Origin of the sequence: Sphaerisporangium album, assembly GCF_003323745.1 — a bacterium.
In the GTDB taxonomy this organism is placed as follows: Bacteria; Actinomycetota; Actinomycetes; order Streptosporangiales; family Streptosporangiaceae; genus Sphaerisporangium; species Sphaerisporangium album.
Genome location: NZ_QOIL01000015.1, coordinates 198334 through 210726 on the forward strand (window position 1 = coordinate 198334; position 12393 = coordinate 210726).

At 71.7% G+C, this 12393-nt stretch carries 11 protein-coding genes; 9 read left to right on the forward strand and 2 right to left on the reverse strand.

What is annotated here, in order from left to right; genetic code table 11:
* Window positions 1–92 precede the first annotated feature (92 nt).
* Window positions 93–2108, forward strand: coding sequence for a DUF5719 family protein (locus DQ384_RS43105; protein WP_147268898.1), 2016 nt, complete (start codon window positions 93–95; stop codon window positions 2106–2108).
* 4 nt (window positions 2109–2112) lie between these two features.
* Here DQ384_RS43105 and DQ384_RS25775 read toward each other — a convergent pair whose 3' ends face one another.
* Window positions 2113–2508: a metallopeptidase family protein gene (locus DQ384_RS25775; RefSeq protein WP_181871407.1), complete on the reverse strand. Its 396-nt coding sequence runs from the start codon at window positions 2506–2508 to the stop codon at window positions 2113–2115.
* 351 nt (window positions 2509–2859) lie between these two features.
* On the opposite strand from DQ384_RS25775, the gene DQ384_RS25780 reads away from it, so the two are divergent.
* From DQ384_RS25780 to DQ384_RS25800, 5 genes are all read left to right on the forward strand, one after another.
* Entirely contained in the window at window positions 2860–3225 is a 366-nt protein-coding gene (locus tag DQ384_RS25780) for a DUF3499 domain-containing protein (protein ID WP_114031452.1), read from the forward strand.
* A 294-nt stretch (window positions 3226–3519) separates the two neighbouring features.
* A complete protein-coding gene (locus tag DQ384_RS25785) occupies window positions 3520–4881 on the forward strand; it encodes a phosphomannomutase/phosphoglucomutase (protein WP_114031453.1) in 1362 nt (453 codons plus the stop codon).
* Window positions 4878–5057: a Trm112 family protein gene (locus tag DQ384_RS25790; RefSeq protein ID WP_114031454.1), complete on the forward strand. Its 180-nt coding sequence runs from the start codon at window positions 4878–4880 to the stop codon at window positions 5055–5057. The genes DQ384_RS25785 and DQ384_RS25790 overlap by 4 nt, the downstream gene beginning before the upstream one ends.
* Window positions 5054–6175, forward strand: coding sequence for an SIS domain-containing protein (locus DQ384_RS25795; protein ID WP_245966777.1), 1122 nt, complete (start codon window positions 5054–5056; stop codon window positions 6173–6175). Before DQ384_RS25790 ends, DQ384_RS25795 begins: the two co-directional genes overlap by 4 nt.
* A gap of 63 nt (window positions 6176–6238) precedes the next feature.
* A complete protein-coding gene (locus DQ384_RS25800) occupies window positions 6239–7213 on the forward strand; it encodes a cation diffusion facilitator family transporter (RefSeq protein WP_114031455.1) in 975 nt (324 codons plus the stop codon).
* Between the two features lie 289 nt (window positions 7214–7502).
* Here DQ384_RS25800 and DQ384_RS25805 read toward each other — a convergent pair whose 3' ends face one another.
* Window positions 7503–7838 (reverse strand): MerR family transcriptional regulator, encoded by a 336-nt coding sequence (locus DQ384_RS25805; protein ID WP_114031456.1) that lies wholly within the window; start codon window positions 7836–7838, stop codon window positions 7503–7505.
* Between the two features lie 112 nt (window positions 7839–7950).
* On the opposite strand from DQ384_RS25805, the gene ahcY reads away from it, so the two are divergent.
* The 3 genes from ahcY to DQ384_RS25820 all read left to right on the forward strand — a co-directional run.
* The gene (gene ahcY, locus DQ384_RS25810; RefSeq protein WP_114031457.1) at window positions 7951–9378 is read left to right on the forward strand and encodes an adenosylhomocysteinase; all 1428 of its coding nucleotides are present in this window, start codon (window positions 7951–7953) and stop codon (window positions 9376–9378) included.
* Between the two features lie 95 nt (window positions 9379–9473).
* Window positions 9474–10724: an adenosylhomocysteinase gene (locus DQ384_RS25815; RefSeq protein WP_114031458.1), complete on the forward strand. Its 1251-nt coding sequence runs from the start codon at window positions 9474–9476 to the stop codon at window positions 10722–10724.
* Window positions 10725–11063: 339 nt separating this feature from the next.
* The coding region (locus DQ384_RS25820; protein WP_220183127.1) for an ABC transporter substrate-binding protein at window positions 11064–12393 on the forward strand (1330 nt) is incomplete at its 3' end.

Genomic DNA, 12393 nt, shown 5'->3' on the forward strand with positions numbered 1-12393 from the left:
GTGGCACCGGTCCGGGTGGCACCGGTCCGGGTGGTGTCGGGCCGGGTGGGACGATGCCGCCGTGGGCCGGCGTACCGGAGCCCTTCGCGGGCATGAGGTCGACGCCGCCCTGGCCGGACGCGCCGAGCGGAGCGACGGGACCGGCCTCCGGACCTTCGGGCCGGCCGGCGGACGGCGAGCCCGCCTCGGGCCCGGCGGCGGACGGCGAGACGGCCGCGGGGCGCACGGTGGCCGGGGAGCCCGCGACGGGCCGTGCGGGAAGCAGGCGGGCGGGATCCCGGCGGGCCGACGCCAAGGCCGCGCGGCAGGCCCGGGAGAAGGCGGCGCGGCGAGACCAGGCTGAGACGGCGCGGCGAGACCGCGCGGAGACGCGGCGAGATCGTGCGGAGGCGGCGCGGGGAGACCGCGCGGATGGGACGCGGCGAGGCCGGGCGGCCGGGCGTGTGGCCGAAGGCGCGGACGGAGGCGCGAAGGCGCCGGGCGGCGTCGGGCGCGGGCTGGTCGAGAACCGGTTCGGGTTCCTGGCGCTCGTCCTCGTGGCGCTGGCCGCGCTGTTCGGCGTCGCCTTCGTGACCCGTCCGGCCGCCGTGGCCGCGCCCGCCGCCGTCCCGGGCAGGGTCGCCGTCGAGTCGGTCACCGCCGTCTGCCCCGACCCCGGGGGCGCCCGGGTGAGCGCCCTAACCCCGCCCGGTGGCACAGCAGGCACGGGGGGCACCGGCGCTTCCGGCGGCACCGGCGGTTCCGGCGGTACCGCAGGCTCTGGAGACGCGGCCGGTACAGAAGGCGCGGACACCAGCGGCACAGACGGGACAGGCGGTGCCGGGGACACGGCCAGGGGACGGGCCACCGTGGTGGAGGTGTCGAAGGACACGGTCGACCCCGAGGGCCTGGACGCCTCCGGCAAGGCCCCGGACAACTCCGGCAAGGGCCGGGTGCAGGCCGTGCTCGACCGGCCGGGGACGCTCTGGCAGCGCGACGTGCCCGCGAAGGCGGCTCCGTTGCGGATCTCCGGCACCGGCGCGATGGCCGCCGGGCTGGAGGCCGCGCAGACCAGCCGGGTGACCGACGGCGCGGCGCGCGGGCTGGCCTCGGTGCGGTGCGCCGAGCCCGGCGCGAGCGCGTGGTTCGTCGGACCGGGGTCCGCCTCGGCCGACGTCGTGCTCTACCTGACCAACGCCGACGCCGCGCAGGCCGTCATCACGATCCTCGTCTACGCCGGAGAGGGTCCCGTCGTGGGCGACTCCGGCAACGGCCTGGTGCTCAAGCCCGGAGAGCACCGCGCGATCCGGATGCGCGACCTCGCGCCCTCACCGCTGGTCATGGCCGTCGAGGTGCGCACCATCAGCGGGCGGGTGGCGGCGTCCGCGCGGGCCGGTCTGGGCGCGGGCAAGGGCGTCGACTGGCTGCCCGCCGCGGCCGCGCCCGCCACGAGCGTCGTCGTCCCGGGCATCCCCGGCGGCGGCGGGCTGCGCGAGCTGTACGTCACGGCGCCGGGCGAGCGCGACACCGTCGTGCGGGTGAAGGCGCTCACCGCCGACGGGTTCTACGCCATGAAGAACCGCGAGACGCTGGACGTGCCCGCCGGGTCCACCGCGTCGCTCGACCTGTCCACCGGCATCGGCGGCCAGCCGGCGGCGATCGTCCTGAGCGCGGACGTCCCCATCGTGGCGGGCGTGATGGCGACCGGCACGGGAAGCAAGCAGGACGTCGCGTTCACGGCGGGCGCGCCGCCCATCGACATCGGCAGCGTGGTCGCCGACAACCGCGCGGGCAAGAAGGTCTCCTCCCGGCTGATCCTCTCGGCCCCGGCCGCCGCCGGGAAGGTGCGCGTGCAGACGCTGCCCGCCAAGGGGGCCGCGCCCGCGCCCGTGGAGGTCGACATCCCGGCGTCCCGCACGAAGGAGATCAAGCTGGCGGTCCCGGGCGGGCGGGGCGACTACAGCGTGGTCGTGCTGCCGCTGCCCGGCTCGGGCCCGCTGTACGGCGGGCGCGTCCTGGACGAGCAGGCTCCCGACGGCCTGTACCTCACCACCCAGCCCCTGGCCCTCGCCCGCACCTCGGCCGCCGTACCCCCGATCACAGAGTCGACGACCGTCATCCTCCCCTGAACCCTTAGTGGCGGTCGTCGTAGCCCGGGTCGACGGTCTCGGGGGAGAGGCCGAGAAGGCTGGCGACCTGCTCCACCACGACGTCATGCACGAGCGCGCCCAGCGTGTCGCGGTCGCGTGCCCTGGCCTCCAGGGGACGCCGGTAGACCACGACGACGGCCGGGGAGCCGCCCGCGGCCGGTTGGGCGCGGCCGAAGGGGATCGGGTCGGAGGAGAGCCTGCCGGGGCCGTCCAGCAGCTCGTCGGCGGGCGGCACCTCCTCGACGGCGAACTCGACCGCGGAAAGTTGCCCGCCCCACTTCGGCTTGAGCCGGTCGACCGCGTCCAGCACGAAATCGTCGAAGCGCTCGCTGCGAGCCCGCGCGATCGGGACGTTCGCCGGGGCGAGCGGACCACGCATGCCGCGCCCGTGTCGGTCACGCCGCCGCGGGCCGTTTGGGCGGGGCTTCCCGCCAGGGGCCGAACTCACAGAGCAAGCCTAGATTGTGCCCGGCGGATTATGTGCCCGACCTACAGCCGTGCCTCCGGTGGATCCCGGAACCGCCGTATCCGCACCCGTTGCGTTCGAGACGCCGACTCCAGGGCACCCCGAACCGCCGGGCCGGAGGTTCGGCCATATGCACGGTCAAGGAGGTTCGGTGCTTGGCCATACGGGCCGTAAATGGAGGGCAAGTGTCCGAATTGTGGCGACACGCTCGTTAAGAGGTGCCGGGTGGTGGCAATGTGAACGCGGACCGGATACGGTCCCTCCGTGAGCCCCGTCCGCAGCTGTTCCCGTACCGCCTGCAGGCAGCCTGCCGTCTTCACACTCACGTACGTCTACGCCGACTCGACCGCGGTGCTCGGCCCGCTGGCGACGTACGTCGAACCACACTGCTACGACCTGTGCGCGGACCACGCGGAGCGGCTGACGGCCCCGCGCGGGTGGGAGGTCGTCCGGCTGCCGTCGGAGGCGGGGCAGCCGAGCACCGACGACCTGGAGGCCCTGGCCAACGCCGTGCGCGAGGCCGCGCGGCCCGCCCCCTCGTCGGGGGAGCCGGTGGGGCAGGGGGTCGAGGTCGGCCGCCGCGGTCACCTCCGGGTCCTGCGTTCGGCCCAGCAGAACCGCGAGCGCTGACGGTACGACGCGAACCGGTGGGGTTCTGTCGGAAATGCGGGGTCTTGTGGGGTGACCGCCGGTTCACGGCCGGCGGGGGCCAGAGGAGCGAGATCGTCTACCACGCCCGGTCCCGGGCTTTGCATGGTTTTCCGAAACGTTCACCGAACTCGGTCGTGTCTTTGTCCCCGCAGGGCGCTTCGCCGCCCGGGGTGCTCCGGGAAGGGTGGGCGGCTTCGTCCACAGGTTCGTCAGACACCCTGACGGAACGCAGTAGGCTCGATCCGGAAAGACGCGACTAGGGGCGGAGCGGCTGTGGGTGACCTGGCCAAGATCTTCAAGGCGTACGACGTCCGCGGCGTCGTGCCCGGCGAGCTGGACGAACGCACGGCCGAGGCCGTCGGCGCCGCCTTCGCCGAGGTCGTCGGCGCCGGGTCCGTGGTCGTCGCCCATGACATGCGCGCCTCGTCCGTCCCCCTGGCCGCAGCCTTCACCCGGGGCGTCACCGGCCGGGGCGCCGACGTGGTCGACGCCGGGCTCGGCTCCACCGACCTGCTCTACTACGCGAGCGGAAGCCTTGGGTTACCGGGCGTGATGTTTACGGCCAGCCATAATCCGGCCCGCTACAACGGGATGAAGATGTGCCGTGCCGGCGCGGTCCCGGTGAGCGCCGAGACGGGGCTCACCCGCATCCGCGACCGCGCGGCCGAGCTGCTGGCCACAGACGAGCTCGGCTCCGGCGCGGGCTCGGCGGGCACGGTGGTCAGGCGCGACCTGCTCGACGGGTACGCCGCCCACCTGCGCGGCCTGGTCGACCTGTCGGGCATCAGGCCGCTCAGGGTCGTGGTCGACGCCGGCAACGGCATGGCGGGCCACACGGCCCCCTCGGTGTTCGCGGGCCTCCCCGTCGAGCTGATCCCGCTCTACTTCGAACTGGACGGCGAGTTCCCCAACCACGAGGCCAACCCCCTGGAGCCGGACAATCTGCGCGACCTGCAGAAGGCCGTCCTGGACAAGGGCGCCGACCTCGGGCTGGCCTTCGACGGCGACGCCGACCGCTGCTGGGTCGTCGACGAGCGCGGAGAGTCGGTCTCGCCCTCGGCGATCACCGCGCTGGTCGCGGTGCGCGAGCTGGCCAAGCACCCCGGCGCGCCGGTCGTCCACAACCTGATCACCTCACGGGCGGTCCCCGAGATCATCATCGAGCACGGCGGCGTCCCGGTCCGCACCCGCGTGGGGCATTCGTACATCAAGGCCGAGATGGCCCGCACCGGCGCGGTCTTCGGCGGCGAGCACTCCGCCCACTACTACTTCCGCGACTTCTGGTTCGCCGACTCGGGCATGCTGGCGGCGCTGCACCTGCTCGCGGCGCTCGGCGAGCGGGACGTCCCGCTGTCGGACATGCTCGCCCGCTACTCGCGCTACGCCGCCTCCGGCGAGATCAACAGCACCGTGGAGGACCAGTCCGCCGTCGTGGCCCGGGTGCGCGACGCCTACGCGGGCCGTGAGGGCGTCGAGGTGGACGATCTCGACGGCCTCACCGTCTCGGGGCCGGGTTGGTGGTTCAATCTTCGTCCGTCCAACACAGAGCCGCTTCTCCGCCTGAACGCCGAGGCGTCGGACGAGAAGCAGATGGCGGCGGTCCGTGACGAGGTCCTCGCCGCCGTGAGGAGTTGACCGTGAAGATCGACGATTGGTTGCTCGACATCCTGGCCTGCCCGAACTGCAAGTCGCCGCTCAAGGTCGTCCCCGACACCGACGAGCTGGCCTGCGGTTCCGAGACCTGCGGGCTGATCTACCCCGTCCGGGACGACATCCCGGTCCTGCTGGTCGACGAGGCGCGCAAGGCGTGAGGTCGTTCGAGCCCGAGCGGCTGGATGACGCCGGCTTCCTGACCGAGGGCGACCCGGAGGGCATGCTGCCCTCGGTGGCGACGTCCGGCGCCCAGGTGCGCACCTCGCACCGGGCCGCGCTGGAGGCCGGGGTGGCCAGGCTGTCCGCCGAGGGGCGGCCGAGGGCGCTGGTGGTCGCGGGCATGGGCGGTTCGGCCCTCGCGGGCGACATGCTCGCGGCCGTGTGCGGCGGCGGCGTGCCGATCCCGATCGTCACCGTGCGGTCCTACCGGCTGCCGGGCTGGGTGGGGGCCGCCGACCTGGTCGTCGCGGTGTCGTCCTCGGGCGCCACCGAAGAGACGACCGCGCTGGCCCTGGAGGCCGTGCGGCGTGGCAGCCGCCTGGTCACCGTCGGCCGTCCGGGCTCGCCCCTCGCGGCGATCGCCGAGCAGTCCTCCGGCCTGCACCTTCCGGTCGTACCGGTGGCCGGGGCGGTGGGCGGTCCGCGGGCGAACCTGTGGGGGACGACCATGCCGCTGCTGGCGATGGCGTCGGCGCTCGGGCTGGCCGACATCGGCCAGGACGCGGTAGAGGCCGCGGCCGCGCGCCTGGAGGACATCGCGCACCGCTGCCGGCCGTCGAGCGAGTCGTTCATCAACCCCGGCAAGACGCTGGCCCTGGAGCTGGCCGGCACGATTCCGATGATCTGGGGCACGTCGGCGATCGCGACGGCGGCCGCGCACCGGCTGGCGTCCCAGCTCAACGTGAACGCGAAATATCCGGCGATCTGGGGTGAGATCCCCGAGGCCAACCACGACCAGATCGAGGCGCTGGACGGTCCTCTGGCCGAGCGCGACATCTTCGGCGACTCGCCCTCGATGGGCCTGCGGCTGTTCGTCCTGCGCGACCTCGACGAGCATCCCCAGGTCGGCAAGCGCCGGGTGAACTCGGTGCGTATCGCGAACGATCGGGGCGTTCCGGTCAGCGAGATGACCGCCGAGGGTGCGCATCCGCTGGAACGGCTGGCCTCGCTGGTCGGCCTCGCCGACTATGGAAGCGTTTATCTGGCGCTCGGGTTCGGCATCGATCCGGCACCCGTGAGCGCGGTCGTTGAACTTAAGTCGAGAATTTCCCAATAAGATCTGCCGTGACCGCTTTGGCGGTTGTGGAGAGTCGGTCTGACGGATGGGTGGACACAGCGGGTGAGCGCGAGCGGCGGTAGTAAGGCGATCATCGCGGCGCTGGGGGCGAACCTCGCGATCGCGGTGGCGAAGTTCGTGGCGTTCCTGTTCACGGGCTCCTCCTCGATGCTGGCCGAGTCGGTGCACTCGGTCGCGGACTCGGGCAACCAGGCCCTGCTGCTGCTCGGCGGCCGGCGGGCGAGGAAGCGCGAGAACCGCAAGCACCCGTTCGGGTACGGCCGCGAGCGTTACTTCTACGCCTTCGTGGTGGCGGTCGTGCTGTTCACGATCGGCGCGGTGTTCTCGCTCTACGAGGGTTTCGAGAAGATCGCCCACCCGCACGACGTCGAGTCGCCCGGGTGGGCGTTCGGCGTCCTGATCTTCGCGATCATCGCCGAGGGTTTCTCGTTCCGCACCGCGATCAAGGAGGCCTCCCAGGTCAAGGGCGAGGAGTCCTGGTTCGCGTTCATCCGCCGGGCCAAGGCCCCCGAACTGCCCGTCGTGCTGCTGGAAGACCTCGGGGCGCTGCTCGGCCTGATCTTCGCGCTGTTCGGCGTGGCGATGGCCGTCGTCACCGGCGACGGTGTCTGGGACGGCGTCGGCACCCTCATGATCGGCATCCTGCTGGCGATCATCGCGGTCATCCTCGCGATCGAGACCAAGTCCCTGCTCATCGGCGAGAGCGCGGCGCCGGAGGCCGAGCGCAAGATCTGCGACGCCCTGGAGTCGAGCGACCGGGTCACCCGGGTCATCCACCTGCGCACGCTGCACCTCGGGCCCGAGGAGCTGCTGGTCGCGGCGAAGATCGCGGTGGACCACGACGACACGGCGGCCGAGGTCGCCAAGGGCATCGACGCGGCCGAGCGGCGCATCCGCGAGGCCGTCCCGATCGCCCGGGTCATCTACCTGGAGCCCGACCTGTACCGCCCGGACAAGGCCTCGGAGGGCGGACCCTCCGTCGACACCGCCGAGTCCGCCCCGGCCGATCACGCCTGACCTTCGCGGGCCTGGTCACGGCCCCGGCTCCCGGGTCCGTGTCAGGGCGTGGCACGCGGATGCGCAGGAGGCCACGCCGTGCTCTCACCTGCGTGGTCCGTCGTTTAACGGGATCGTCGTCGCGGGGAAACCGGCGCGACCCGGCACCACGCCAGCATGATGACGGCGCCTGCGACACCCGCCCGTGGAGCGGGTCGTCGGCGCCACCCTCGGCCCGAGGTGGACGGCCACGGCTCCGGCAAGCCCGTGGCCGTCACCTCGAAGGCCGTGGCTCCCGTGGCCGCGCCGGTCAGCGTCCCTGGCGGAGGAGCCGCAGGGCCTTCTCCTTCTCGAAGTCCAGGGCGCGGCGCGGGGCGTGGATGCGGCCGATGCGCAACCCCAGTTCGCGGACGGCCTGGGCGACGGCGGGCTCGCTGAGGACGCGCAGGCCGAACGCCAGCTCGGCGGGGGAGACGTCGAAGCGCCGCTCCAGCTCCATCGCCTGCGTGACGGCGGCGAGCTCGTCGGGCCCGAACCGCCGGTGGGATCCCTTGTTCCGCGTGGCGGGCAGCAGCCCGAGGGCCTCCCGGTAGCGGAGCATCCGGGGAGACATACCCAGCCGTTTCGCCGCCTCCGTGATTCGCATAGAGCGAAGTCTTACATTCTTTTGTCAGGTTCGCAGTTCTGGGGATGCATTGGGGGTTGGCCGCCTCTTACACTCGGCAGAGACGCAATGATCCGGGTTGAGGGGAAGACAGATGGACTTCAAGGTCGCAGACCTTGCGCTCGCCGATTTCGGCCGCAGGGAGATCCAGCTCGCCGAGCACGAGATGCCCGGCCTCATGGCGGTCCGCCGCGAGTACGCCGAGTCGCGTCCGCTGGCCGGTGCGAAGATCATGGGCTCGCTGCACATGACCATCCAGACCGCGGTGCTGATCGAGACGCTGGTGGCCCTCGGTGCGGACGTCCGGTGGGTGAGCTGCAACATCTTCTCCACCCAGGACCACGCTGCCGCCGCCGTGGTGGTCGGGCCCGACGGCACCGTGGACGACCCCAAGGGCGTGCCGGTCTTCGCCTGGAAGGGCGAGACGCTGGAAGAGTACTGGTGGTGCACCGAGCAGGCCCTCACCTGGCCCGGCGGCGGCGGCCCCAACATGATCCTGGACGACGGCGGTGACGCCACCCTGCTCGTCCACAAGGGCGCGGAGTACGAGAAGGCCGGCGCGGTCCCGACGGCCGGCGAGAACGACCCCGAGGAGTGGAAGATCATCCTCGACCTGCTCCGTCGCACGGTGACCCCCGAGGGCCGCTGGACGTCGGTGGCGCAGGGCATCAAGGGCGTCACCGAGGAGACCACGACCGGCGTCCACCGTCTGTACGAGATGTTCAAGAACGGCACGCTGCTGTTCCCGGCCATCAACGTCAACGACTCGGTCACCAAGTCGAAGTTCGACAACAAGTACGGCTGCCGCCACAGCGTGATCGACGGCCTCAACCGCGCCACCGACGTCCTGATCGGCGGCAAGGTGGCCGTGGTCTGCGGCTACGGCGACGTGGGCAAGGGCTGCGCCGACGCGCTGCGCGGCCAGGGCGCCCGCGTGATCGTCACCGAGATCGACCCCATCTGCGCCCTGCAGGCGGCCATGGACGGCTTCCAGGTCACCACCCTGGAGGACGTCGTCGGCATCGCGGACATCTTCGTGACGACCACCGGCAACTTCGACATCATCACGGCCGACCACATGGGCCGGATGAAGCACAACGCGATCGTCTCCAACATCGGCCACTTCGACAACGAGATCGACATGGCCGGCCTCGCGCGCGTGCCGGGCATCGTGAAGACCGAGGTCAAGCCGCAGGTCCACACCTGGACCTTCCCCGACGGGCACCAGATCATCGTGCTCGCCGAGGGCCGCCTGATGAACCTCGGCTGCGCCACCGGCCACCCGAGCTTCGTCATGTCGAACTCCTTCACCAACCAGGTGATCGCGCAGATCGAGCTGTTCACCAAGACCGAGCAGTACCCGATCGGCGTCTACGTGCTGCCCAAGCACCTGGACGAGAAGGTCGCGCGCCTGCACCTCGACGCGCTCGGCGTCAAGCTGACCACGCTGACCAAGGCCCAGGCCGAGTACATCGGCGTGGACGTCGAGGGCCCCTACAAGCCGGACCACTACCGCTACTGATCCGCACCGATCGGTAGCCGCTCCAGCGGCCTCGGGTCCCCGCGCGCGGTTCGCGCGGGGACCCTTCGCCACATGACGCACCACTGAGGAATGGGATGGAAGCGCAGGACGCGTCGCTCGCCGAGGCCGGGGAACGCCGGATCGACTGGGCCATGCGCTCGATGCCGGTGCTGCGGGCCGTCGCGGCGCGGTTCGAGGCGACGCGCCCGCTGGAGGGCCTGCGCATCGCCGCGTGCCTGCACGTCACGGCAGAGACCGCCGTGCTGGTCGGCGCGCTCAAGGCCGGGGGCGCCGCGATCGCCCTGGCCGCGTCCAACCCGCTGTCCACGCAGGACGACGTGGCGGCGGCGCTGCGGACCTACGACATCGCGGTGCACGCCCGCGCCGGGGTGGACCGCGACACCTACTACCGGCACATCAACGAGGCGCTCGACATCGCCCCCGATCTGGTCCTGGACGACGGCTGCGACCTGGTCAACACCCTGCACACCGAGCGCGTCGAGCTGCTGGACGGGGTCAGCGGAGGCTGCGAGGAGACCACGACCGGCATCATCCGGCTGCGCCAGATGGCGGCCGAGCAGGCCCTGCGGTTCCCGATGGTCGCGGTGAACGACACACGCACCAAGCGCATGTTCGACAACCGGTACGGCACCGGCCAGTCCACGCTGGACGGCATCGTGCGCGCCACCAACACGCTGATCGCGGGCCGCACGGTCGTCGTCGCGGGGTTCGGCTTCTGCGGGCGCGGCGTGGCCGAGCGCGCCCGGGGCCAGGGGGCGCGCGTCATCGTCACCGAGATCGACCCGGTGAAGGCGCTGGACGCGAGCCTGCAGGGCTACGAGGTGCTGCCGATGTCCGAGGCGGCCCGCACGGGCGACCTGTTCGTCACGGTCACCGGCAACCGCGACGTCATCCGGGGCGAGCACCTCGCCGAGATGAAGGACGGCGCGATCCTCGCCAACGCCGGACACTTCGACGTCGAGATCGACGTGCGCGCGCTGGAGGGCATGGCGCACGACGTGCACCTCGGCGTCCGGCCCCACACCGACGAGTACGTCCTGGCCGACGGGCGGAGGCTCCTGCTGCTCGCCGAGGGCCGCCTGGTCAACCTGACGGCCGCCGAGGGCCACCCCGCGGCCGTCATGGACATGTCCTTCTCCGCGCAGGCGCTCGCCGTCGCCTGGCTGGCAGCGGAGCGGGCCCGGCTCGCGCCGGGCGTGTACGACGTTCCGGCGGACATCGACGCGGAGGTCGCGCGGCTCAAGCTCGCCGCGGCGGGCATCGCCATCGACGCGCTCACCCCCGTCCAGGCGGAGTATCTGCGCTCCTGGCGCCTCGGCTCCTGACGCCGTCCCCGTTCGGGGTTCCCGCTCCCGCGCACCTCGCCGGAGGGCGTCAGGCGGGGCGTCCGCGCAGGCCAGTGCCCCGATCGAGGGCGCGTATCGGTTGTGTCGTGATTCGCTGACATTTGTTCACCCAACCGGCATCACTTACGGATCGCGCCTCGCCAACGGTTGCGTAACCACTCTCGACAGCCACCCCTCCGGAGTGGGTTCCTTCATTCAGAGCCGCCCCCGGACCGGCTCGGGAAAGCCTTCAGCAAGCCGCAGGGAGCGCGTCGAGGTGGCGTCGCGGGCCCTGCCACCGGCCACCACGAACACCCATTCTCGAAACGAGGAGGGCAGATGGCCAACAGGCGCCATCTCACCATCGCGGTTGTGGCAGCGGCGGCACTTCTGGCCACGGCGTGTCAGACGGACGGCGGCGTGGCGGGGCAGAGCGGTTCCGCGACGCCCGACCAGACCGGCAAGCCGACCTCGGGCGGCACGCTGCGCCTGGTCGGAGGGGGCGATGTCGACCACCTCGACCCCACCAGCTCGTACTACGTGGTCACGCAGGGAATCATGCGCGCCTACGCGCGCCAGCTCTTCTCGCTGCCGGCGTCGGGCGATCCGAACAAGGCCGTGGAGGTCGTGCCCGACGTCGCCGCCGAGATGCCGACGACGGAGAACGGCGGCATCGGGGCCGACCATCTCACCTACATCATCAAGCTGCGCTCCGGCGTCCAGTGGGACACCGCGCCGCCGCGGCAGGTCACCGCGCAGGACTTCGTGCGCGGGTTCAAGCGGCTGTGCAACCCCGTGGCGGGCGCGGGCGCACCGGGGTACTACACCAGCACCATCAAGGGAATGGCCGAGTACTGCGCGGCGTACGCCAAGGCGTTCGAGACGGCCAAGCCGACCCCGCAGGCGCTGGCCGGCTTCCAGAACTCCCACGACATCGCGGGCGTGCGGGCCAAGGACGACATGACGATCGCCTTCACGCTGATCCAGCCCGCGAGCGACTTCCTCAACATCCTCGCGCTGAACTTCGCCTCGGCCGCGCCGAAGGAGTACGACCAGTACGCCCCGGACGACGCCGAGTTCCGGCAGCACACGATCTCCAACGGCCCGTACAAGATCACCAAGTACGTGGCGACGAAGGAGATCCGGCTGGAGCGCAATCCCGCGTGGAAGCAGGAGGCGGACCCGATCCGGCATCAGTACGTCAACGCCATCGAGGTGAAGCAGGGCGTCACCGAGCCGGACAGCGTGCAGCAGCAACTGGAGGCCGGCACCGCCGACCTGTCCTGGGACCTGCCCGTCCCGACCTCGCAGCTTCCCCGGCTCGCCGCCGCCGGAGACCCGAACTTCAAGGTCTACCCGGGGGCGATCACCAACCCGTACCTCGTCTTCAACCTGCGGAGCGCGAACGAGAACGGGGCCATGGGCAAGCTGAAGGTGCGCCAGGCCATCGAGTACGCGATCAGCAAGGTGGCCATCGGCAAGATCTACGGCGGCAAGGAGCTCAACACGCCGCTGCACACCGCGATCCCGCCCGGCAACATCGGCTACCAGGAGTACGACCCGTACCCCACGCCGAACGACGAGGGCGACCCGGCCAAGTGCAGGTCGATGCTGGCCGAGGCCGGCTACCCCGACGGCCTGACGCTGATCGGGGCGTTCCGCAACGCGG

Bases quoted from the DNA above. Each gene is read 5' to 3' on its own strand.
- DQ384_RS43105 (WP_147268898.1), top strand. From the start codon at position 93: ATGAGGTCGACGCCGCCCTGGCCGGACGCGCCGAGCGGAGCGACGGGA.
- DQ384_RS25775 (WP_181871407.1), bottom strand. From the start codon at position 2,508: ATGCGTGGTCCGCTCGCCCCGGCGAACGTCCCGATCGCGCGGGCTCGC.
- DQ384_RS25805 (WP_114031456.1), bottom strand. From the start codon at position 7,838: ATGCGAATCACGGAGGCGGCGAAACGGCTGGGTATGTCTCCCCGGATG.
- ahcY (WP_114031457.1), top strand. From the start codon at position 7,951: ATGGACTTCAAGGTCGCAGACCTTGCGCTCGCCGATTTCGGCCGCAGG.
- DQ384_RS25815 (WP_114031458.1), top strand. From the start codon at position 9,474: ATGGAAGCGCAGGACGCGTCGCTCGCCGAGGCCGGGGAACGCCGGATC.